Below are 22177 nucleotides of genomic sequence, written 5' to 3' on the forward strand. Positions count from 1 at the left end.
CTACTTTCCGGCGGAACCGTCCTGGACGTCGAAGTCCATTCCGGCTTCCGCCAAATCCCCGCGGATGATTTCGATCTCGGCCGCGTCCGGCTCCACGAGGGGCAAACGGACAACCGAGTTGGGCAGGACTCCCTGCCACTTGAGAATCTGCTTGGCGGCTACTGCGCCTTGGACCCGCGTCATGGTTGCACGGATGACGGGTTCCAGTTCAAAATTGATGGCCCTTGCCTTGGCGAGGTCGCTGGAGTTGACGGCGTCGATCAGCTCACGGAAGCGGCTCGTTGCGACGTGGGTGGTGACGCCCACCAAGCCGACGGCGCCCAGCGCCATCCACTGCAGGGTCAGTCCGTCATCACCGGAGTAGAAGAGCAGATCAGTCTCAGCCATGACGCGTGTTGCGGCAGCGAAGTCCGCTTTGGCGTCCTTGACGGCCACGATGTTCCGGTGCTTGGCCAGCGCAATCATCGTCTCGGGAGCAATAGCAATGGAGGAACGGCCAGGGATGTCATAGAGCATGACGGGCAGGTCCGTGGCCGACGCGATCGTCTCGAAGTGAGCACGGACGCCTGCCTGGCTGGGCTTGTTGTAGTAGGGGGTGACAATCAGGAGACCATCGACGCCGAGTTCGGCTGCACGCTGGGAGAGGTGCACGGAGTGGGCGGTGTCATTGGTGCCGGTGCCGGCGATGATGGCAGCCTTGCCTCCAACGGCTTCTTTGACCGCCCGGAACATGCCGAGGTTCTCGTCGTCCGTGAGGGTTGATGTTTCTCCAGTGGTACCCGTGACCACGAGTCCATCGCAACCATCCTGAACGAGCTTCTCTGCCAGCGCTGCGGCTTGGTCATAGTCCACCTTGCCGTCCTCAGTGAACGGGGTGACCATGGCGGTCAGCAGGGTACCAAGGGCGGGAACGGGGGCGCGCAAGTCAGACATACGAAAAACGTTACCCTGTGACGGCCGTGTTGGAAGAATGAGTCCCGCGTGGTGGTCCTCATTCAGCGGTGGTCGAGCCGTAGCGGCCAAGGCGGAACCGCTCCAACGTCAACGGGATGCCGGGCCGTTTGGGGTGGCTGGCTTACCCCGCATCTTATTCGGCAACCCTCACGCGGGTCTTGGAGCCCGCGCGGGCTCCTCCGCACAGTAATGCGCCACCGCCCGCTCCTTGAGTTGCTCCGCCCACGCCACCAGGCGCTGCGAGGCACGGACATAGTCAAAGAGTTCAAGAGGCGTCAACGATGCCAGGTCCGTCTCGGATAACCGGCGGGCCAGCTCGGCTCCCGGTACTTGCTCAGCCAAGGAGGTACCTTCACGGCGCCAGTGGGTGTCTTCCGGAGGCTCGCCGGCCACGAGCTGCCTGAACAGGAAATCGACCACGCCGGGGCTCATCGCCTTCATGGGTCCTTGAAGGCCTTCGGGCGGCTTTGGGACATCGTTCATGCGGCAATGCTATTCGAACATATATTCGAATACAAGGGGTTTGTGTCACATCACATTCATCGCACAAAGGCTTATGAGACGATCGCTGCATGACTTCGCAAGAGACGGCCCCGACGCGGAAAGCACCCGACGGCCGACCGGTCTCCTCCCGGCTTACGGGGATAGATGCCGCCAGGGGTGCCGCCTTGCTGGGAATGATGGCCACGCACTTGATGCCCACGTTCGGCCCCTCCCCGCAGTGGGAACCAACGGTTGTTGGATTGGTGTTTTCAGGACGGTCGGCAGCCCTCTTCGCCGTGCTTGCCGGCATCGGGTTAGCGCTCAGCACCGGCAAGCAGGAGCCCCGCAGCGGCACCGAACTATGGGCGGCACGAGGTGGAGTCGCCATGCGCGCCTTGGTGATCGCCGTCGTTGGACTGATACTGGGAGGCCTGGATGTCAACGTCGCCATCATCCTGGTCCATTACGCCGTCCTGTTCCTGTGCATCCTGCCTTTCCTCGGGCTCCGGCTCAAAACGCTCTGCCTCTGGGCGCTTGGTTGGATCCTCATCTCCCCGGTGTTGGCATTTCTGGTCAGGCCTCTGCTTCTGGACGCCAATCCTCCCCTGCAGTTGGGTCACAACCCCAACTGGGAGGATGTAGGGACCCCTGCACGCCTCCTGGCCGACCTCTTCTTCACCGGCTACTACCCGGTGTTCCAGTGGATCTCGTATCTGCTGATCGGACTGGTGATCGGCAGGCTGGCGCTGACGACGGCGAGGGTCAAGGTGCTGCTGCTGACATACGGAATCGCTGTGGCCGTCTTGGCAAAAGTCGTTGGAATCCTGGCCATGGAGGCGTGGGGCGGACGGGCAGCACTTTCACTCCTCCCCGTTACCAGGGGATATCCGTTGGAGAGCATGCTTCAGGTCAATGTCACCGGCCTGGAACAGACAGGATCCTGGTGGTGGCTGGCCACGGCGGCCCCACATGCAGGAACCACCCTGGACTTACTCCATAGCGGCGGTGTGGCGGCGGCCGTAGTGGGATTGTTCCTTATTCTTGGCGCCCTGGCTGAACGGATCAAGGTCAACTTCCTGATCCTGCTGAGCGGCCCGGGGGCCATAACCCTGAGCCTCTATTCAGCGCACGTGTGGGTTGTCTCCAGCTTCACCAACCAACCCTTGCCGGCGGGGTGGACGAACGAAGGAATGTACTGGGCCCAGGCACTCACGGCCGTCGCGATCGGCGCCTGTTTCGCCATACTCCGGCGCCGCGGGCCGCTGGAATGGGTTACCCACACAGCATCAGGCGTGGGCCGTCACCGGCCTGCTGCAGTGGGCTGAGAACGGAAGAGCTTCACGGCGTCACGCATGGACTCACGAGCACGTTTGCGATCGCCTGAGGCATCGTAGGCGCAGCTCAGTCGGAACCAGGAACGCCAGTCCTCCGGAGCAGCCTCGGCCTCAGCGCGGTACTTCTCAAACTCCGCGTCAGCGGCCGCGCGGACAATGCGCCCGCCCGGGGTGCGCGGAAGGTCATCCACCGGCAATCCGCCCTCAGCCTCCAACACCTTGGCCATCTGCTCGGTACGGGCACCAAAAAGAAGCTCGCGAATCAGGGCCCATGCTCCAACCACTGGCAGCACCAGGTAAGCCGCCCCGATCCCCTTAGCTACCCAGTTGGGGTCACCGAGCAAGAGGAACGAGCGCTGCACGGAAACCACCAGGTAAAGCACCAGCAGCAGGGTGATGGCCCCGACCCAAATTTTGGTGCGGTTCTTCTTCAGCGAAGTCCAGAAGTTACCCATGGTGCTAGAGCCCCAGGTCCATGTAGCCGTCCAAGCCCACAGTGAGGCCGGGGTTTGCTGCAACTCTCCGGAGCCCCAGCAGGACGCCGGGCATGAAGGAGGCACGGTCGAAGGAATCATGACGTAACGTCAGCTGCTCACCGGGACCGCCGAGAAGCACTTCCTGATGAGCCACCAGGCCACGGAGGCGAACGCTGTGCACACGAACCCCGTCCACGTCGCAGCCCCGGGCTCCGTCCATTGAGGTTTCAGTGGCATCCGGGCTCGCCGGGACCCCGGCCTCCTGGCGGGCTTCAGCGATCAGCTGCGCCGTACGCACTGCCGTTCCGGACGGAGCATCCACCTTGTCGGGATGGTGCAATTCGATGATTTCCACAGACTCGAAATACTGCGCCGCCTTCGCGGCGAAGGCGGAGGCGAGCACCGATCCGAGGGCGAAGTTCGGGGCGACCAGCACACCGGTGTCCGGCTTCTGCTCCAAGAGGCTCCGCAAGGAATCAAGCCGGCGGTCATCCCAACCAGTGGTACCTACAACGGCGTGGATACCATGCTCCACGGCGAATCGGACGTTGGTTTCAGTGATGTCCGGAACGGTGAGGTCTACAACGTACTGTGCACCGGCGTCGAGCAGTTTCTCCAGGGAATCGCCGCGGCCCAGAGCGGCTACGAGCTCCATGTCTTCGGCGGCGTCAACAGCCTTAACGGCTTCAATTCCCATACGCCCTTGGGCGCCCAGCACTGCAACAGCAAGTTGTTCGGTCATGCCGTTAACACTACCGCCGTGCCGGAGCCCGGCAGGAACCATTACTCCGGCCTACTCCCCTGCTCCGACCCACTCCACGGTGCCGTCAGTGAAGAACTGTTCCTTCCAAATGGGGACCTGTTCCTTGACCCGGTTCACGAGCTCCGAACACACAGCGAATGCTTGGCCGCGGTGGGCAGCAGCCACCGCACATACCAGGGCGGGATCACCGATCTCCAGCATGCCGATCCGGTGGGCAGCCCAAATGCGAACGGGTTGTGCAGCTTCCCCGGAGTGCTCGGCCACCAACTGCGCCACGACCTCTGACATCACCTGATGCGCCGTGGGGTGCGCACTGTAGCTCAGCCGGTCCACTGCCTTGCCGGCGTCGTGGTTTCGAACGACGCCACTGAAGCTGACCACTGCCCCGGCGGTCTCCGATTCGACAGCCCTGATGGCTTGGTCCACGGAAATGGGCTCGGCGCTGAGGACAGCGCTGACCACCTCAAAATTTGTTTCAGTGCCCATGGCTTCCTTCCAATTGCTCGCAGAGGTGCCCGATCACAGGGTCCAGGACAGCCAAGCCGTCCATGACGCCCTTCGGGGAGCCGGGCAGGTTGATGACAAACGTCTTCCCCGCTGCCCCGGCGTGTCCACGGCTCAGCATGGCCATGGGGGTCTTGGCGGCACCGGCGCGCCGGATGCCCTCCATGATGCCCGGAATCTCGCGTTCAAGGAGCGGCAGAGTCATTTCGGGTGTCCGGTCGTCGGGGCTAAGTCCTGTTCCGCCACTGGTGATGACCACGGCGGGTTCCTGTGTCAGCAGCGCCCTCAGGGCAGCGCCAACCGGCTCCCCGTCGGGCACCACCATGGTGGGGAAAGTATCGAATCCATGCTCGCTGAGCCAATCGAGAATGATCGGGCCCGTTTCGTCGGCGTACACGCCTGCGGCTGCGCGGGTTGAGGCGATGACGACGCCGGCCTTTCGCGGCGTATTAGGCTCGCATGCGCTCATGCGCCCGCCTCCCCTTCGGTTGCTTCTCCGGAGATGTCCCAGTCGCCGCTTTTCCCGCCGCTCTTGGCCAGCACGCGGATATCGGTCAGCACTGCGTGCTTGTCCACGGCCTTGATCATGTCGTAAACGCTCAAGGCCGCCACCGATGCCGCCGTCAGTGCTTCCATTTCGACGCCGGTCACACCCCGGGTCTTGACGGTGGCCAGGATTCTAACCGAGTCAGTGCGCAGATCGAAGTCCACCGTGACCTTGGAAATCGGCAGTGGATGGCACAGCGGAATCAGCTCGGGCGTCTTCTTCGCCGCCATGATTCCTGCTACGCGCGCCACGGCGAGGGCATCGCCCTTGGGCAGTTCGCCGGCGCCAAGCAGGGCCAGTACCTCGGGAGTGCTGCGGACAGTGGCCGCGGCAGTTGCAACCCGGGTGGTGACGGCTTTTTCGGAGACGTCCACCATCTGGGCAGTACCGTCCTGCCTGAGGTGGGTCAGGCCGCCGCCGTGTTCTGTAGTCGCGGGAGTTTGCTTCACAGCATCCATACTTCCACCTCGTCCCCTTGTGCGAGTTCCGTGACGTCGCCGGGGATCTGCACAAGGGCGTTTGCCCGGGCCAAGGCATGGACCAGGTGCGAACCCGCGCCACCTTCCATCCGGACTGTTCCGTCCGCGGCCACGGTCCCACGACGGATCTGGTGCTTGCCGTCCGGCGAGCCCAGCGCTTCAGCAAGGCGCGCCCTCAGCACCGGCCTTGGCGCGGGCGTTCCCAATACCTGTGAAAGGGCCGGCCGGAGAAACATCTCAAACGAGACCAGGCAACTGACGGGATTTCCCGGAAAACCAAGGAAAGGAACACCCTCAAAGGCGCCCAGTCCCTGCGGCCCACCGGGCTGCATGGCCACCGGCAGGAAATCCACTGCTTGGTTCGCCATGGCTTGACGGACAACTTCGTAGGCGCCCTTACTCACTCCGCCGGTGGTAACGATGAGATCTACGCGACCATCCCCTGGCACCGTATGACGGCGGAGAACCTCGAGCAGCCTGGAAGGATCGTCACCGGAAATTCCGGTGCGGACTACATCCAGGCCGGCTTGTCGCATGGAGGCTTCGAGCAGTGTCCCGTTGGAATCGAAAATCCTGCCGGCCGTGAGTTCTTCCCCCGGTTCCACTACCTCATCGCCGGTTGTGACCAAGAGGACGCTCCAGGGTTCGCGGACTTCCACTGTTGTTAGTCCCAACGCCGCCAAAAGCCCCAACTGTGCGGGGCCCATCCTGGTACCGGCGGGCAGCGCCAGTGCGCCCTTCCCAATGTCGCTGCCACTGTCCCGCACATAGGTGCCGGGAGTGACGGGAGGCAGCCGGACTGTGGCATCCGCTGCGGCAGGGTCCGGGAAAGTGTTCGGCGTCGCCTTTTCAATGGGCACGACGGCGTCAGCCCCCTCCGGGATCATGGCCCCGGTCATGATCGGGGCGGCGCAGCCGGGCTTGAGTGCTGCCGGCGCAGCGCCGGCGGGGACTGGCTCCACTACCCTCAGCTCCGCGCCGCCGTCGGGAATTTCTGCTGAGCGGACGGCGAACCCGTCCATTTGGGAGTTGGCGAACGGGGGCAAGGAGAGTGGCGCGTGAACATCGACGGCGAGCGCCTTACCCAGCGCCTCCAGCAGTGGCAGGGTGATGTTCCCTTTGCCCGCAAGGACGCCGGTCAGCAGTTCCACTACTGCCTGGCGGTGGGCTGCAACAGATCTGGGCACGGACATCCTCCTGTGTGGACACGCTGGGTTCCGGGGAATTCTCCGGACGTACCCAGACTAGGGCCTCAGCCCACCTTGACGTTGATGGTGTGATAGCCCGTGGCGCCATCTGGGGCTACCGGCGCCTTGTCTTCGGTCTGGGGTGTACCCGTGGAATCGGTGGCCCGGACCTGAACCTCGTACTCGCCTGCAGTCAGGTCGATGCCCAGCTGCCACTGGTACCAGGTATCGGTGGAGATTGCGCCGGCCAGCGCAGCCTGCTGCCATGGTCCTCGATTGACGCGGAGCTCCACGCGGTTGATGCCCCGGTGCTGGGCCCACGCCACACCGCCGAATTGAACCGTGCCGGCTTGTACGTTTCGGCCACTTCGGGGGACATCGATGCGCGATTGCGTCTTGATGGGCCCACGATCGCTCCAGCCTCGGGGAGTCCAATACGCGGTGTCGTCGGCAAAGCGTGTGACTTTCAGTTCTGTGAGCCATTTGGTGGCCGAGACGAAGCCGTACAGTCCCGGCACGATCATCCGGACAGGGAATCCGTGCTCCAGGGGAAGAGGCTCACCGTTCATGCCTACGGCCAGGAGTGCATCACGCTCATCGGTGAGGGCCTCCAAGGGAGTGCTGGCCGTCCAGCCGTCATTACTGGTGGACAGGACCATGTCCGCCCCGGCTTTGGGCCCTGCCATCGCCAGGAGTTCCCTCACAGGCCACCCAAGCCAGAGGGCGTTGCCGATGAGGTCCCCACCTACATTGTTGGACACGCAGGCGATGGTGATATGGCGTTCAGTCATGGGCTTGGCGAGGAGGGCGGCGAAGTCGATTTCAATCTCGCGTTCCACCATGCCGGTGACTTTCAGTTTCCATGCAGGAGGGTCGATGGCCGGAACGGTCAATGCAGTGTCAATCCTGTAGAAATCGGCATTCGGGGTAACCAAAGGGCTGATGCCATCCACGGACAGGGACGCATTCGCCGGGATGGCTTGCAGCGGTGTGGCAGGTTCCGGGAGGGTCATGGAGCCCCGGAAACCGGACGCCACGGCTGTGGCCCTGGTGAGGACGGCGGTCACTGTTCCGGCCACCACGGCGGCAAGGGAGGTTCCAGCCAAGGCGTTCAGGAAGCTTCGCCGGGCCAATGGTGCTTCCCCCCGGCCGGGAGTTTCTTCCGAGGGAGCCCATATGGCAAGCCGACGCACGAGCGTTCGCAGGAGCATCATAGTGACGATCGCAGCGACAATGGGTGCAATTGCCGCTTGGGGGCCGGCCTGCGCGCGGGTCACGACGGCGGTCAGACCCGCCGCGCCTGCCAGTCCAGCGAGTGCCAGGCCCCAACCGCTGCGGCGGCGCTCCAGGATGCCGGCCAGCGCTGCCAGAATCCCTGCCACACCTACGATGCAAGCAACCAGCACGATCTTGTCCGCGGTACCGAATAGCTGCACCGCCAGGTCCTTGACCACCGGCGGCACGGCGTCGATCACCGCTCCACCAAGGGCCGTGACCGGAGAAACCAAGGGGCTCAGGAGGCCGGCCGTCAGTTCGCCTGCCGCGATCCCGGCGGCGCCGGCGGCCACCCCGGCGGCAGCAGCCCACGGCGCAGGCTTCCCCATGGGGCGTCGCTGCTTGGTGGTGCCGGGCGCGAGCGTACTCATGACGTGCCTCCAGGGCGGTTATCAGTTGAGACGGATTGATGGGGAGGCATCGCAGGGCTGGATGACTCCGATGGGGGTGCTCCAGCGGGGAGTGACAACGCAAAGCGGCAACCGCCGTCGACGTTGTCCACGGTGACCCATCCCCCATGGGCTTTGACGATGCCGGCCACCATGCTAAGTCCGATCCCGGCGCCGCTGTAGCTGCCTTGGAATGCTTCGCTGGTGCGGCGGGCGGGGTCTTTCTGCCAGCCGGTTTCAAACAAGTGTGGTAGGTCCTCGTCCGGAATGCCGCCGCATTGATCGTGTACTGCGATGACTGTGTTTCCGGCGTTCTGCCCAACGCTGTCCCCTCCAGCACTCTCCCGTCCAGCGCTTTCCCGTCCAACGCTGATGTGGACTTCACTGTCCGGCGTGCTGTAGATGATGGCGTTGAGGAGTATGTTCCGCACGGCCCGGGCGAGGCTTGGTCCGTCGGCTACGGCCATGCACTCACGGTCCCCGCCGCCGTCGAGCCTGATGCCACGTTTCGCTGCCAGGGGCGCGAGGTCCGAGAGTGCGTCGCTGACGAGGTCGTAGAGGTCCAGGGGTTCAGCGCGCAGGCGTAGGGTTCCTGCTTGGATCTTGGACAGTTCCGAGAGGTCGTTGACCATCGCCGTCATTTGTTCGGTCTGCCCGATGATCTTTCGGTAGTAGCCCTGCACATCTGATGCCATGCCGTCCTCAAGGGCTTCAGTCATGGCGCGCATGCTGGCCAAGGGTGTCCGGAGATCGTGGGATATCCACGACACCAGCTCGCGCCGGGCAGTCTCAATGGCCGCTTCCCGTTCCCGGGATTCGGCAAGTCTCCGGCTGCTGGCCTCGAGTTCCTGAGCCAGTTCCGCGAGCTCGGATGTCATGGCTGGAGCGCTTCCCCGCCCCTCCGCAACGGTGTGTTCCAGTGTTTCGCCACGCCCCAGGCGCCGGGCGGCGTCAACCAGCCGGGCCGCGTTCCGGGAGACTCCGGCACCGAGCATGAGGGAGAGCGCAACGGCAACAGCCGAGGCAGTTGCCAGGATGTACCACATGACTTCGAGGTCCCTTGCGGATATGAACATCGCATTGAAAGCGCTGACCATGCCAGCCACCAGCACAGCAACGGTGGCTACCACTACCAGGCAGATCTGGGCAAGTATTGAGGCGCGGCGAAGGAGCCGGAGAAGAACCCACGTGGCGGCCCCGATGAGGACCGCCCAGAACAGGACCCACGCGAGGATGGTCCACAGCTCACTGCCCTCCATCCTCACCCTCCTTAGGGTCCAGGCTGACGTGGCCGGCGTCCGATCCACTGCCGTGGTCCGATCGCCTGCCGTCGAAGCGGTAGCCGACGCCCCATACGGTCTTGAGCAGTTCGGGTTTGGTGGGGTTGGTTTCGATTTTCTCCCGAAGCCGCCGGACGTGGACCGTGACTGTGGACAGGTCGCCGAAATCCCAGCCCCACACGGCCTTGATAAGTTCTTCCCGGCTGAAGACCTGGTTGGGCCTTCGCATCATGAAAGCCAGGAGATCGAATTCCCGGACCGTGAGGGCCAGGGGAACACCACGATGCGTGACGGTCCGTGAGGCGGGATCGAGTTCGAGTCCTGCTGCTTCAATTGGCGGTTCCGGCGTGAATTCCTTGATGCTCCGGCGCAATACCGACTTCACGCGTAGGACCAGTTCCCGGGGTGAGAAGGGTTTGGTGACGTAGTCGTCCGCTCCCATCTCCAATCCGAGAATCCGGTCGTCTTCGCTGCCCAAGGCCGTGACCATGATGACGGGCACGCTCATGGTTTGGCGGAGCCGGCGGCACACTTCAACACCGTCCAGGCCCGGCAGCATGCGGTCCAGGATCACAAGATCGGGTTGGCGCGTGGCTGCCAAGCCAAGGGCGGTGAAGCCGTCCCCCGCCGTGTCCACTTGGAAGCCCGCCTTCAGCAAGTAGTCCCTGACGACGTCGGCAATGGTTTGTTCATCCTCTACCAAGAGGATGCGACGGTTTCCGGGCTCCGCTGATGATGCCGTATTGGTGGTCACGCTTTCAGCATAGGTTTGCTGACGGTACTCAGCACCTGATCCGGGCACCAAGGGCACAAGTGTATGGAATCCGTAAGAACTGTATGACTGTAATCGGTGTCACTGATTCAGCCATGGTGGCGTAGCCTGAATTTATGAGTGTTCAGCTGGGCATGCCGGTTCCCCCTTCGGGCGGAGCCGTGGGCAGCACGGAAAGCGGCGCGGCAATTCCGCCCGCACGTCCCGCGGGTACGCCCGCCGGGCTGTGGGACCGCTATGGTCGGCGCGCCACGGATATGCGCCTGTCCCTGACGGACAAGTGCAATCTTCGCTGCACCTACTGCATGCCGGCCGAGGGGCTCGAATGGCTCTCGAAACAAGCCGTGATGACCAAGGACGAAATCATCCGCATTGTGGGCGTCGGCGTCAACGCCCTGGGCGTACGGGAGCTCCGGCTTACCGGCGGCGAACCCTTGGTCCGCGCCGATTTGGTGGACATAATTGCCGGCATCCGGGACGACCACCCGGACCTCCCTATTTCCATGACCACCAATGGTGTGGGACTGGATAAGAAGGCAGCGGCGCTGAAGGCTGCGGGCCTGACCCGCATCAACGTCTCGCTCGACTCCCTGCACGAGGAGACCTTTACCAAGCTCACCCGACGCCCCTTCCTGGACCGCGTCCTGGCAGGCGTGGATGCCGCCTGGGCAGCCGGTTTGGGCCCTGTGAAACTGAATGCTGTCCTGATGCGTGGGATTAACGACGCCGAATCGCCGGATCTGCTGGCCTGGGCGTTGGGCCGCGGCTACGAGCTCCGCTTCATCGAGCAAATGCCCTTGGATGCCGACCACGGATGGACCCGGCGCAACATGATCACCGCTGCCGAAATTCGTGAACTGCTCTCCCGCGACTTCGTGCTCGGCGCCGACCCCCGCGAGAGGGACGGCGCTCCGGCCGAACGCTTTGAAGTACGACGCCGGGATGCGGCAACGGGCGCTGCCACTGGTCCGGTCCTCGGTACAGTGGGTATCATCGCCTCGGTCACTGAGCCGTTCTGCTCTGACTGCCGCCGTACCCGCATTACCGCTGAAGGCAAGATCATGAGCTGCCTCTTCTCCCGCGAAGAATTCGATCTTCTGGGCCTCCTCCGTGAGGGCGCCACGGATGAGGAACTGGCATCGCGGTGGCAGGATGCCATGTGGGTCAAGCCCAAAGCACACGGCATGGACCACACCGGTCTCGGCGCCGCGGACTTCGTCCAGCCGGACCGCAGCATGAGCGCAATCGGAGGCTGAACCCTTGCTTGTCCGTTACTTCGCTGCCGCACGCGCGGCCGCCGGGGTCGAGGAAGAACTCCACGTCCTCCCGGAAGGCACCAGCCTTGAAGCGCTGCTGGAAGCTGCCCTCGCCGTCGAACGTCCGCTGCCTCCCGAAGGCACCCCACCACTCGCCAGGATCGTGGCCCGCAGCAGTTTCCTCCGCAATGAGGTGGCTGTCCGGGATCGTACGGCTCCCCTGGGAAGTGAGGACGTCATTGACGTCCTCCCCCCTTTCGCCGGGGGCTAGGACATAGACCGGGACAGAGCCGGTTCCGGTGTCCGGCATTTCCGCGTCAGCAGGCCCGCAGAAGACTCCGGGGGGTGTTGTGGAACTGGACTTCGAGAGCCTCGAAAAAGCCGAGGACATGCTGGGACGCCTGCACTAGTACTGGTCAGGCGTGCCTACAGGGTCATGCCTTCCGGAACACGCTCTTCAACAATGGGCTGAACTCGGCGGTTCCCTCCAGCCTCAAGTCAGCGGTGTGCACCAATACGTTGTCTTCAACGCGGAACGTATGCCTTGCTACGCCGTCGGACGTTCTCCGGTCCAGTGTCAGGGTTCCTCCATGCCAGGTTCCCCGGACGGGGCTGGCCGGCGGCCGGCCCATGCTGTCCACGTAGTACCAGAGTGTGTCGCCGTGGTCGCGGTCCACGGTGAACATGCCATGGCCTTCGAAATGCGTGCCGTCGGCTTCGCGGTGCCTGTAGCTCTGGACCACCGCATAGCCGCCCGCGGCCTTGGTAAACACCGCTTCGGCCTCAGCAGTCCTCGCCGTTCCCCAAGGGGACGCAGCGATCTCCGTGATGCCCCGCCAGTGACCGATGAAATCCCGCAGCATCTCCGCAGCATGGCCGCTTGAAGGCAGATCCATCAGGTCTCCAATGTAGTCAGGGCAGCATCATCGTGTGATCATGCTGCCCTGTTTACAGTGCGGGAGTCCAGAGATTCCGGACGTGAACCTAAAGGCCGAAGGTTTCGGATTCCTCGAACGGGCCAACAACGGTAATGGTTCGGGGCGCCGCTGCGAGTTCGCGGGCAAGTTCCTGAACGTCTTCCACCGTGACCGCCTTGATGCGGGCCAGGGTCTCGTCGATGTCCTGGAATTCTCCCGACACCAGTTCTGCCCGGCCAAGCCGCGACATCCGCGAGCCGGTGTCCTCAAGCGCAAGGACAATCCCGCCGCTGAGCTGTCCCACGGCCTTTCGAAGCTCTTCGTCGGTGATGCCTTCCTTGGCGAGCTTATCCAGCTCAAGGCCCAGGAGTTCCAACACCTGGCGAACCTTGGAAGGCGTGCAACCGGCGTACATGCCGAAGTATCCGGCGTCCGCGTACGCTGCAGTGAATGAGTAGGTGGAGTACACGAGGCCGCGCTTCTCACGGATTTCCTGGAACAGGCGGGAGGACATTCCGCCGCCCAGTACGGCGTTCAGCACGCTCATGACGAACCGGCGGTCATCCGTAGCAACGATCGTCGGGCACCCCATAATGATGTTGGCCTGCTCCACGGGACGCTTGACCACGTGCAGTCCTGAGGTGCCCGTGATAACCGCCCGGTCAGTACCCCTGCGGTTCACTGGCGCGGCCTCTGCGTCAAGCTGCCAGCCCGCCGCCTTCAGGGCATCGAGCACAAGTTGGCAGACGACGTCGTGATCCAGTCCGCCGGCAGCGGTGATGACCAGTTCTTCCGGGCGGTAGTAGCGCTGATAGTGCGCCCACACCGAGTCCCTTGCCACGGCCTTGATGGCGTCGGGCGTTCCCCCGATGGGGCGCGCCAAGGGGTGGTTGCCGAGCACAGCTGCTACGAACTTTTCGTGTGCGACGTCCGTGGGGTCATCGCTGTCCATGGCGATTTCCTCAAGGATGACGTCGCGTTCCTGCTCCAATTCGGCAGGATCGAGCACCGCGCCCGTGATCATGTCCGCAATGACATCAATCGCCATGGGAAGATCCGTGTCAAGGACCCGGGCGAAGTAGCAGGTGCTTTCCTTGGCCGTTGCCGCGTTGGATTCACCGCCCACCTCGTCAAACGCCGAGGCGATCTCCAGGGCTGTGCGCCGCTTGGTGCCCTTGAACAGCAGGTGCTCGAGGAAATGTGTGGAACCGTGCTGGCCGTCCGCTTCATCGCGTGAACCCACTGCCACCCAGAAGCCGATGGTGGCCGAACGCTGGCCGGGCATCGCCTCGGTCAGGACGCGCACGCCGCCCGGAAGGACGGAGCGCCGCACGACGGAACCGCCCTCGGCACCATGGATCAGTTCGCCACCGGGAAGGGTTTGCTCCAGTGGCAGGGGTACGACAGTCATCAAGGCCTTTCAAGGTTTTCGGGTTAAGGCCGGAAGGGCCGGTGGAGCTTTTTCAAGCCCACCGGCCCTGCCGGGTGTACTGCTTACAGACTACTCTGCGGACTCTTGAACGACCTCGGCCGGAGCGTCCTCGGAGGCTGCTCCTTCTTCCTCGGCAACAACCGGGGAGAGGGAAAGCTTTCCGCGGTCATCGATCTTGGTGATCTCAACCTGGACCTTCTGGCCCACGGAGACGACGTCATCAACGTTGTCTACGCGCTTGCCGTTGGCCAGCTTGCGGAGCTCGGAGATGTGCAGCAGGCCGTCCTTGCCCGGGGTCAGGGAAACGAAAGCACCGAAGGTGGTGGTCTTGACGACCGTACCCAGGTAGCGCTCGCCGATTTCCGGAACCTGCGGGTTGGCGATGGCGTTGATTGCGGAACGTGCTGCGTCTGCAGACGGACCGTTGGTGGCGCCGATGTAGACAGTGCCGTCATCTTCAATGGAGATGTCCGCGCCCGTGTCTTCCTGGATCTGGTTGATCATCTTGCCCTTGGGGCCAATGACCTCGCCGATCTTGTCCACAGGGATCTTAACGGCGATAACGCGCGGTGCGAACTCGGAGAGCTCGTCCGGGGTGTCGATCGCTGCGTTGATGACCTCGAGGATGTGCAGGCGGGCTTCACGGGCCTGCTTCAGTGCTGCTGCCAGCACGGAAGCGGGGATGCCGTCGAGCTTGGTGTCCAGCTGGATGGCCGTGACGAACTCGGACGTACCGGCAACCTTGAAGTCCATGTCACCGAATGCGTCTTCGGCACCGAGGATGTCGGTGAGGGCTGCGTAGCGGGTCTGGCCGTCAACCTGGTCGGACACCAGGCCCATGGCGATACCTGCAACAGCTGCCTTCAGCGGAACACCGGCATTAAGCATGGAGAGGGTGGAGGCACAGACCGAACCCATGGACGTCGAACCGTTGGAACCGAGTGCCTCGGATACCTGGCGGATGGCGTACGGGAACTCTTCACGGGTGGGCAGAACCGGTACCAAGGCGCGCTCAGCGAGGGCGCCGTGGCCGATTTCGCGGCGCTTCGGGGAACCGACGCGGCCGGTTTCACCGGTGGAGTACGGCGGGAAGTTGTAGTTGTGCATGTAGCGCTTGCGCGTTACCGGCGACAACGAATCGATCTGCTGCTCCATCTTGAGCATGTTCAGCGTGGTGACACCCATGATCTGGGTTTCGCCGCGCTCGAAGATTGCGGAACCGTGAACGCGGGGCAGAACCTCTACCTCGGCGGTCAGCTGGCGGATGTCCGTCAGGCCACGTCCGTCGATGCGGACCTGGTCCTTGAGGATACGCTGGCGCACAACGTGCTTGGTGACCGAGCGGAAAGCAGCGGACAGCTCCTTTTCGCGACCCTCGAACTGGCCGGCAAGGGCGCCAAGGACCTCGTCCTTGAGCTCGTCTGAGGCGTTGTCGCGGTCCTGCTTGTCAGCAATCTGGAAGACAGCGGCCAGCTTGTCAGCGGCAGCGGCTTCAACAGCGGCGTAGACGTCGTCCTGGTAGTCCAGGAATACCGGGAACTCAACCGTGGGCTTGGCAGCGCGGGCTGCCAGGTCTGCCTGTGCTTCACAGAGTGCCTTGATGAACGGCTTGGCAGCCTCGAGGCCCTCGGAAACAACCTCTTCGGTGGGAGCGGTTGCACCCTGTTCCTTGATGAGGTTCCAGGAGTTGTCCGTGGCTTCGGCTTCAACCATCATGATGGCGACGTCGTCACCGGCGATGCGGCCGGCAACAACCATGTTGAACACGGCGTTCTCAAGCTGGGAGTGCTTCGGGAAAGCAACCCACTGCGAACCCTGTTCGTCGGCGATGAGGGCAACGCGGACGCCACCGATCGGGCCGGAGAACGGGAGGCCGGACAGCTGGGTGGACATCGAGGAAGCGTTGATGGCGACGACGTCGTAGAGCTCATCAGGGTTGATGGCCAGAACGGTGACCACGATCTGGACCTCGTTGCGCAGGCCCTTGACGAAGGCCGGGCGCAGCGGGCGGTCCATCAGGCGGCAAGCCAGGATGGCTTCCGTGGAGGGACGGCCTTCGCGGCGGAAGAACGAACCCGGGATACGGCCGGCAGCGTACATACGCTCTTCGACATCGACCGTCAGCGGGAAGAAGTCGAAACCTTCGCGCGGCTGCTTGCCTGCGGTGGTTGCCGAGAGCAGTGCGGTGTCTTCGTCGATGTAGACCATGGACGCGCCGGCTGCCTGCTTGGCAAGGCGGCCGGTTTCGAAGCGAATGACGCGCTTGCCGAAACGACCGTTGTCGATAATGGCTTCGGAGAACTGGATTTCGGGACCCTCCATAGAGAGTCACCTCCGTTTCTGTTAGCGGAAGTCCGCCGCATCAACCCAGGCCTCTTCTTTTTTCCTGGCCTGTACGACACCCGGTCATCGATCGAGATCCACGGGCGGCATCGTCACAGATGGTTTCCCGGGAATCACTACCGAGGACCGCGAATGCGCGATGCGGTTGATTCCTGTTTTTAGTTGTTGGTGAAGAAGGCGGCCCGCTCCCGCAAGGAGCGGGCCGCCCCTAAAGGCAGACTAGCGGCGCAGGCCGAGACGCTCGATGAGCGCACGGTAGCGGGCGATGTCAGTGTTCTTCAGGTAGGAAAGCATGCGCTTGCGACGACCAACCATGGCCAGCAGACCGCGCTGGGTGTGGAAGTCGTGCTTGTGCTCCTTCATGTGCTCAGTCAGATCCTTGATCCGCTGGGTCAGGACTGCAACCTGGACCTCGGGCGAACCGGTGTCGCCTTCAGAGGTTGCGTATTCCTTGATGATGGACTGCTTTACAGCGGCGTCAAGTGCCACGTGAACTCCTAGAGTTGTGCCGTGCCTCCCGGTGCAGCGCCTCGCTGACGGGTTGCCCTTGGTACGTTGCCGTACACAAAAACAGGTCCAGCCGCCACGGACTGCAGCCGGATCCACTTATCAGTTTACCGGCACGTCAGCAGTGTTGTCGAAATGCCCCTAGTGCCGGGTCAACAGCTCGTGCGCCTGGGCTACGTCCAGGCACATTTGTTCGACCAGCGCTTCCGGTCCCCGGTAAGCCACCATGCCCCGCAGCCGTTGCGTAAATTCGACGGCGACGATCTGCCCGTAGAGGTCGAAATCTTCCACGTTCTCTTCGGGACGGTCGATCACGTGGGCCTCAACCTGTCGGCTGACGCCATCGAACGTGGGGTTGGAACCAACGGAGATGGCGGCGGGCCATCGCGTGCCGGCCTGGTCGATCAGCCACCCGGCGTAGATGCCGTCAGCCGGGACATAACCGGTGGAGTCGTGGGAAAGGTTTGCCGTGGGGAATCCGAGATCCCGCCCACGGGCAGCCCCATGCACCACTTCCCCGCGCATGCGGTGGGGCCGGCCCAGCACTGCGGCAGCGGTGACAACGTCTCCTTCGGACAAAGCCTCCCTCACCCAGGTGGAGGAACAGCGGCGGTCGGCATCGCCGTCGTCGTGGACCGGGAAGCCTCCCGCGCCGTATTCGTTGACGACCTGCACACCAAACCCGAGTTGATCACCCAGTTCCTGCATGGTCACGACATCGCCTGCATTGCCTGCACCGAAACGGAGATCGTGCCCTACAACGAGGTGTGCGGCATGAAGCCCTTCAAGAAGGACCTCGCGGACAAACTCCAACGGCGTCATCGCAGCGAGGTCCAGGGTGTACTTCATCACCAGTACGGCATCCACACCGGTATCGCCGAGGGCCTCCAGTTTGTCCTGAAGCCCCATGATGAGTTCCGGGGCGGAGTCCGGCCTGTGCACCTGGGCGGGGTGGGGATCGAACGTCACGGCAACCGACGGTATGTTGTGACGCCTGGCCGCGCCCGTCAACTGCGACAGGACATGCTGGTGGCCACGATGGACGCCGTCAAAGTTCCCGATGGTAACGACAGTAGGTCCGAAGTCCTTGGGGACTTCGGTGGGATCGTTCCAGATGTGGACCATCAACCTCGCCTTTTACTGCAGATGTTCGTTGTGTCCGACAACCTCCCGGCGCCGGAACATTCTAAGGTTACCCGCTGGGGTGTTTGGCTCAGGACGGTCGGCGCTTGTTGAGCCACAGAAGGCCCAGGATCGGCAGGACCAGCGGGACGAAGCCATAACCGCGGCCAAAAAGGGACCACACGGTGTCGTGCGGGAAAGCAACGGGATCGAAGAGGCTGATCGCTCCTACCACCAGCACCCCCACCAGTTCAGTGAGCACGGCGGCAACGGAAACCTTGAACCAGGTACGGCCCGGCTTCGCGAGCGAAATGGTGGCCACTATGTAAACGACGGCGGCGAACGCCGACAGTATGTGCGCCAAGGGGGCTTCCGCGAACTTGGTGGCGATCTGGTAGCCGGCACGTGCCGTTGCCGACAACGCGAACACGGCATAAACCGCAATCAACAAGCGCCCGGGCCCCGTGTTCCGGGTGTCCTTCTGCTGCGGTTGCCGGTTCGCCGGGTTGGTCTCGGTTCCAGTCACTTTGTGTTCTTCCTTCATGGTCAGTACCAGATCTGGTTCATGCGGGCCGCCATCACCAGCACGGTAACGCCCACGGCCGCAAGGACGAAGTTGCTCCAGCGGGTCCGTTCAAGGATGGCCCAATAGACCGCGCCCAGAGGAATCATCAGGGCAACGATGAGGTAGCCCCAAAACTCCCAGGGTTCACCGGCCATCTGCTCTCCCATGGCTACCCGGACGATCGAACCCACCAGATACACCACGAGTACAAGCTCAACTGCAAGAACGGAGAAGATGGTGGGGTCGTTCGGGGCTTTCTTCATCAAGCCGGCCACGATGCACATGACCGTGGACACCAGTCCGACGATGAGGATGGCGTAAAAGTATCCGTCCATGCTTATTTTGCCTGCCCGGTTCCAGTTCCCGGCGCAAAAACCAGCACGGGTTTCGCGAAGCTGCCGGCATCTGCCAACAATGCCACCAGTTCGCCCGACGGCGCGAAGGCGGCGGCAGGCTTTTCGGCCGTGGCCGCCTCGGGCGTTCCCGCTGCCGGCCCGGCAGTGATACGGCGGCCGAAGGAGATCTCCGTGGTTTCTTCTTCGCTCAGCTCCCGATTGGGCATCAGTGCACGTGCTGCCAAGGACATCTCCAGAACCTCGAGCTCTTCTGCCAGATCCTCCAGCGTGCGGGCTTGGTCAAGGGAGTAGGGGCCAACCTGGGTCCTGCGCAACGCTGTGAGGTGCCCGCCGACGCCCAAGGCGTTGCCCAGGTCCCGGGCCAACGCCCTGATGTACGTGCCGGAAGAACATTCAACGGTGACATCGACGTCGACTACCCTGCCGCCGTCGATCCTGGTGATGGAGTGGATGTCGAAGCGGTGGATGGTGACCGGACGGGCAGCAAGCTTGACCTCTTCGCCCGAGCGGACGCGGGCGTAGGAGCGTTCGCCGTTGACTTTGATGGCGCTAACGCTGCTGGGAACCTGCTGGATGGGTCCGGTGAGCGCGGCAACACCGGCAGCGACGGCGTCGTCGGTAATCTCCGCCGCGTTGCGGGCTTCCGTAACCTCACCCTCGGCGTCATCGGTGATGGTGGTTTCGCCCAGCCTGATGGTGGCGGTGTAGGTCTTGGACGTTCCCACGATGTAGGTCAGCAGGCGCGTGGCCTTGTTGATACCCAGCACCAAGACCCCGGTTGCCATGGGATCAAGGGTGCCCGCGTGGCCCACTTTCCGGGTGCCGGCCAGCCGCCGCATCCGGCCAACCACATCATGGCTGGTCCATCCCTGCGGTTTGTCAACGATTACCAGTCCGGAAAGCACGCTTACCAGTATATGGGTGGCTAGGATGGCTCCCATGCCTGAGCTTGCCGCCCACGTCCGAGACGTCCCCGTGAACCAGATCCGCGAGATCACCGAAGCTGCTTGGTCCACCCCCGGAGCAATCGTCCTGAGCATCGGCGAACCGGGCTTCGCCCTACCCCGTCACGTCCTCGACGCCGGCATTGAGTGCCTGGACCGTGATGAGACCAACTACACACCCAACGCCGGGATTCCGGCCCTCCGTGAAGCCTTTGCCACGCGCTTCCGGGAGCAGCAAAGCGTCAATATCGGCGCGGAACGCGTCTACGTTGTGGACGGCGCCCAGCAGGGGTTGCATTTTGCCATGAGCCTCCTCCTCTCCCCCGGCGACGAGATTCTGATCCCGAACCCCGGCTACCCCACCTTCGCCATGACCAGCAGGCTGCTGCACGCCGTGCCTGTTCAGTATCCGCTCTACCCGCAGAACGACTTCCAGCCCCGCATTGAGGACATCGAGGCCCTCATCACGCCCAGGACCAGGGTGCTGATGATGAACTCGCCGTCCAATCCCCTGGGAGCCGTGTTCAGCGAGGAAACCACCCGCCAACTGCTGGAACTGGCCGTCCACCACGACCTCTGGATCATCTCGGACGAGTGCTACGAAGCCTTTACCTTCGATGTCCCCCATGTCAGTCCTGCCCGTTTCGACAGCGATGTCCCCGGCGAAGCCCGGGTCTTCACATCCTTGACGCTGTCCAAAACCTACGGGTTGACGGGTCTGCGCATCGGGGCGTTGATCTGCCCGCCAGGCCTGGAGCGGAAGATGAACAACGTGATGGAGTCCATCGTGTCCTGCGTCGCTTCTCCTTCGCAGTACGCCGCCGTGGCTGCCCTGACGGGACCACAGGATTATGTTTCCCAGGCGCGCGACCATTACCGGAGTAATCGGGATGCAGCTTCAGCTGTGCTGGCAAAGAAGGGAATTCCGTTCCTGGGCGCCCAAGGGGCGTTCTACCTTTGGGCTGACGTCTCGCACGTGAGCGGCGGGGACGTGAGGGCGTGGGTGCGGGCCTTCCTGGCTGACTCTGGTGTGTCTTTCGCTCCGGGTACGGCATTCGGTTCGATCGGCGAGGGATGGATCAGGATCGCCCTCTGCGGCGAACAACAAAACCTGCTCGACGGCGTCAACCGCCTCCCGGCCAAGGTTTAGTCTTGGCGGACCCTCAGTAGGCTGTGCGGCGTGCGTGGTTCCGCCAAGCGTCGAAGGGTTCATCGGAACCGGCCAACCCGGCATGCTCCACGGGCAGCAGTTCCGGCCGGGCGCCCGCGAAATACTCATAGAAAACAGCGTCGTCAAAGCCTGCCCTTGCAGCGCCATGCCTGTCTGCAGCGAAATAGACGTGACCTATCCGGGCCCAGAGCGTGGCGGATAGGCACAGCGGGCAAGGCTCGCAGCTGGCATAGAGGACCGAACCTGTGAGGTCGAACCTCTTCATTGCCGCGGCGGCCCGACGAATCGCCACTACTTCCGCGTGTGCCGTGGGGTCGTGGTCCCGAGTGACCCGGTTGACTCCCTCGTGGACAGTTCCGTCCGGGGTGACCACGACGGCGCCGAAAGGGCCGCCGCCGTCGGAAACGTTCTGCACGGCCAGCTTGATGGCCAGGTTCAGGTATTCATCACGTTGCTGAGCACTGTGCACCGACATGCTCCCGATCATAGCGAGTTTGAATGCAGCAAATGCCCCTAAGAAGGCTCATTAGGGGCATTTGCTGTAGAAAACTAGCGGTGGGCGTCTTCGTCGAGTTCGTTGTCTCCGGAGAGGTCAGTGTCCTCTTCGTCGAAATCGTCCTCTTCGATGTCCTCCGGGGAATCGCCCTTGTAGGGGTCTGCCTCGCCGGCGTGCTTGGCGCGGGCAGCCAAAGCGGCTACCTCTGCGTCGCGACGCTTGGCTTCACGGAGCAACTCCTCAAGGTTGGAGGCATTGACCGGAATCTGGTCAGCCACGAACTCGAGGGTGGGAGTGAGGCGAACTGTGATGTTGCGGCCGACTTCCTGCCGCAGGACACCCTTGGCCTTCTCCAGCGCCCTGGCGGCATCGGCCTGTGCTACGTCGTCACCAAAGACGGTGTAGTAGATGGTGGCGTGCTGAAGGTCGTTGGTGACGCGGGCGTCCGTGACCGTGATGGACTCGACGCGCGGATCCTTGACCCGTCGCCCGAGGGCCTCAGCGACGACCACCTTTATCCGCTGTGCCAGCTTGGCAGCGCGTGCGGGATCAGCCATGACTTCCTCCTGGAAAGTAGAAAAAGGGACGGAACGGGTCCGCCGGGGCTACCCGACGGACCCGTTCC

The 22177-nt window shown here is 63.2% G+C and carries 25 protein-coding genes; 4 read left to right on the plus strand and 21 right to left on the minus strand.

Annotation, left to right across the window (positions count from 1 at the left end; genetic code table 11):
* Positions 1-933: a 4-hydroxy-tetrahydrodipicolinate synthase gene (gene dapA, locus ACLRGI_RS20820; RefSeq protein WP_419203359.1), complete on the minus strand. Its 933-nt coding sequence runs from the start codon at positions 931-933 to the stop codon at positions 1-3.
* Positions 934-1101: 168 nt separating this feature from the next.
* Positions 1102-1437, minus strand: a complete 336-nt coding sequence (locus ACLRGI_RS20825; RefSeq protein ID WP_419203360.1) for a hypothetical protein — start codon at positions 1435-1437, stop codon at positions 1102-1104.
* 89 nt (positions 1438-1526) lie between these two features.
* Between ACLRGI_RS20825 and ACLRGI_RS20830 the strand changes: the two genes are divergently transcribed.
* A complete protein-coding gene (locus ACLRGI_RS20830) occupies positions 1527-2762 on the plus strand; it encodes a heparan-alpha-glucosaminide N-acetyltransferase domain-containing protein (RefSeq protein ID WP_419203361.1) in 1236 nt (411 codons plus the stop codon).
* Here the strand turns inward: ACLRGI_RS20830 and ACLRGI_RS20835 are convergent.
* The 9 genes from ACLRGI_RS20835 to ACLRGI_RS20875 are packed head-to-tail and all read right to left on the minus strand — an operon-like array spanning position 2738 to position 10425.
* Positions 2738-3226 carry a tetratricopeptide repeat protein gene (locus ACLRGI_RS20835; protein WP_419203362.1) on the minus strand — a complete coding sequence of 163 codons (489 nt, stop codon included), beginning with the start codon at positions 3224-3226 and terminating at the stop codon, positions 2738-2740. The genes ACLRGI_RS20830 and ACLRGI_RS20835 overlap by 25 nt on opposite strands.
* A gap of 4 nt (positions 3227-3230) precedes the next feature.
* Positions 3231-3989, minus strand: a complete 759-nt coding sequence (gene dapB, locus ACLRGI_RS20840; protein ID WP_419203363.1) for a 4-hydroxy-tetrahydrodipicolinate reductase — start codon at positions 3987-3989, stop codon at positions 3231-3233.
* A gap of 51 nt (positions 3990-4040) precedes the next feature.
* Positions 4041-4496 (minus strand): molybdenum cofactor biosynthesis protein MoaE, encoded by a 456-nt coding sequence (locus tag ACLRGI_RS20845; protein ID WP_419203364.1) that lies wholly within the window; start codon positions 4494-4496, stop codon positions 4041-4043.
* On the minus strand, positions 4486-4983 hold the full coding sequence (locus ACLRGI_RS20850) for a MogA/MoaB family molybdenum cofactor biosynthesis protein (protein WP_419203365.1): 498 nt from the start codon (positions 4981-4983) through the stop codon (positions 4486-4488). The genes ACLRGI_RS20845 and ACLRGI_RS20850 overlap by 11 nt, the downstream gene beginning before the upstream one ends.
* A complete protein-coding gene (moaC, locus tag ACLRGI_RS20855; RefSeq protein WP_419203366.1) occupies positions 4980-5519 on the minus strand; it encodes a cyclic pyranopterin monophosphate synthase MoaC in 540 nt (179 codons plus the stop codon). The genes ACLRGI_RS20850 and moaC overlap by 4 nt, the downstream gene beginning before the upstream one ends.
* Positions 5507-6733: a molybdopterin molybdotransferase MoeA gene (locus ACLRGI_RS20860; RefSeq protein WP_419203367.1), complete on the minus strand. Its 1227-nt coding sequence runs from the start codon at positions 6731-6733 to the stop codon at positions 5507-5509. Before ACLRGI_RS20860 ends, moaC begins: the two co-directional genes overlap by 13 nt.
* A gap of 59 nt (positions 6734-6792) precedes the next feature.
* Complete coding sequence (locus ACLRGI_RS20865) at positions 6793-8373, minus strand: molybdopterin-dependent oxidoreductase (RefSeq protein ID WP_419203368.1); 1581 nt, start codon at positions 8371-8373, stop codon at positions 6793-6795.
* Complete coding sequence (locus ACLRGI_RS20870) at positions 8370-9650, minus strand: sensor histidine kinase (RefSeq protein WP_419203369.1); 1281 nt, start codon at positions 9648-9650, stop codon at positions 8370-8372. Before ACLRGI_RS20870 ends, ACLRGI_RS20865 begins: the two co-directional genes overlap by 4 nt.
* Complete coding sequence (locus ACLRGI_RS20875; RefSeq protein ID WP_419203370.1) at positions 9637-10425, minus strand: response regulator transcription factor; 789 nt, start codon at positions 10423-10425, stop codon at positions 9637-9639. The genes ACLRGI_RS20870 and ACLRGI_RS20875 overlap by 14 nt, the downstream gene beginning before the upstream one ends.
* A 134-nt stretch (positions 10426-10559) precedes the next feature.
* Here ACLRGI_RS20875 and moaA point away from each other — a divergent pair, with 134 nt between their 5' ends.
* Positions 10560-11699, plus strand: a complete 1140-nt coding sequence (moaA, locus tag ACLRGI_RS20880) for a GTP 3',8-cyclase MoaA (protein WP_419203371.1) — start codon at positions 10560-10562, stop codon at positions 11697-11699.
* A 4-nt stretch (positions 11700-11703) separates the two neighbouring features.
* A complete protein-coding gene (locus ACLRGI_RS20885; RefSeq protein ID WP_419203372.1) occupies positions 11704-11970 on the plus strand; it encodes a MoaD/ThiS family protein in 267 nt (88 codons plus the stop codon).
* 163 nt (positions 11971-12133) lie between these two features.
* On the opposite strand, the gene ACLRGI_RS20890 is transcribed toward ACLRGI_RS20885, so the two are convergent.
* The 8 genes from ACLRGI_RS20890 to truB form a co-directional block, all read right to left on the minus strand.
* Positions 12134-12595: a DUF1579 family protein gene (locus ACLRGI_RS20890; RefSeq protein ID WP_419203373.1), complete on the minus strand. Its 462-nt coding sequence runs from the start codon at positions 12593-12595 to the stop codon at positions 12134-12136.
* An 88-nt stretch (positions 12596-12683) separates the two neighbouring features.
* A complete protein-coding gene (locus tag ACLRGI_RS20895; RefSeq protein ID WP_419203374.1) occupies positions 12684-14027 on the minus strand; it encodes a M16 family metallopeptidase in 1344 nt (447 codons plus the stop codon).
* Positions 14028-14117: 90 nt separating this feature from the next.
* Positions 14118-16370 carry a polyribonucleotide nucleotidyltransferase gene (locus ACLRGI_RS20900; protein ID WP_419203375.1) on the minus strand — a complete coding sequence of 751 codons (2253 nt, stop codon included), beginning with the start codon at positions 16368-16370 and terminating at the stop codon, positions 14118-14120.
* 240 nt (positions 16371-16610) lie between these two features.
* A complete protein-coding gene (rpsO, locus tag ACLRGI_RS20905) occupies positions 16611-16880 on the minus strand; it encodes a 30S ribosomal protein S15 (protein WP_017198030.1) in 270 nt (89 codons plus the stop codon).
* A gap of 159 nt (positions 16881-17039) precedes the next feature.
* Positions 17040-18023 (minus strand): bifunctional riboflavin kinase/FAD synthetase, encoded by a 984-nt coding sequence (locus ACLRGI_RS20910; protein ID WP_419203376.1) that lies wholly within the window; start codon positions 18021-18023, stop codon positions 17040-17042.
* Between the two features lie 88 nt (positions 18024-18111).
* Positions 18112-18564 carry a hypothetical protein gene (locus tag ACLRGI_RS20915; RefSeq protein ID WP_419203377.1) on the minus strand — a complete coding sequence of 151 codons (453 nt, stop codon included), beginning with the start codon at positions 18562-18564 and terminating at the stop codon, positions 18112-18114.
* 2 nt (positions 18565-18566) lie between these two features.
* On the minus strand, positions 18567-18920 hold the full coding sequence (locus ACLRGI_RS20920; protein WP_419203378.1) for a hypothetical protein: 354 nt from the start codon (positions 18918-18920) through the stop codon (positions 18567-18569).
* 2 nt (positions 18921-18922) lie between these two features.
* Entirely contained in the window at positions 18923-19846 is a 924-nt protein-coding gene (gene truB, locus ACLRGI_RS20925) for a tRNA pseudouridine(55) synthase TruB (protein ID WP_419203379.1), read from the minus strand.
* Positions 19847-19880: 34 nt separating this feature from the next.
* Here truB and ACLRGI_RS20930 point away from each other — a divergent pair, with 34 nt between their 5' ends.
* Positions 19881-21035: a pyridoxal phosphate-dependent aminotransferase gene (locus tag ACLRGI_RS20930; RefSeq protein WP_419203380.1), complete on the plus strand. Its 1155-nt coding sequence runs from the start codon at positions 19881-19883 to the stop codon at positions 21033-21035.
* Between the two features lie 13 nt (positions 21036-21048).
* On the opposite strand, the gene ACLRGI_RS20935 is transcribed toward ACLRGI_RS20930, so the two are convergent.
* Both ACLRGI_RS20935 and rbfA read right to left on the minus strand, forming a co-directional pair.
* Complete coding sequence (locus ACLRGI_RS20935; RefSeq protein WP_419203381.1) at positions 21049-21531, minus strand: nucleoside deaminase; 483 nt, start codon at positions 21529-21531, stop codon at positions 21049-21051.
* A 74-nt stretch (positions 21532-21605) separates the two neighbouring features.
* Positions 21606-22109 (minus strand): 30S ribosome-binding factor RbfA, encoded by a 504-nt coding sequence (rbfA, locus tag ACLRGI_RS20940; protein WP_419203382.1) that lies wholly within the window; start codon positions 22107-22109, stop codon positions 21606-21608.
* Positions 22110-22177: the final 68 nt, after the last annotated feature.

Origin of the sequence: Paenarthrobacter sp. PPS72 (assembly GCF_048537125.1) — a bacterium.
In the GTDB taxonomy this organism is placed as follows: domain Bacteria; phylum Actinomycetota; class Actinomycetes; order Actinomycetales; family Micrococcaceae; genus Arthrobacter; species Arthrobacter nitroguajacolicus_E.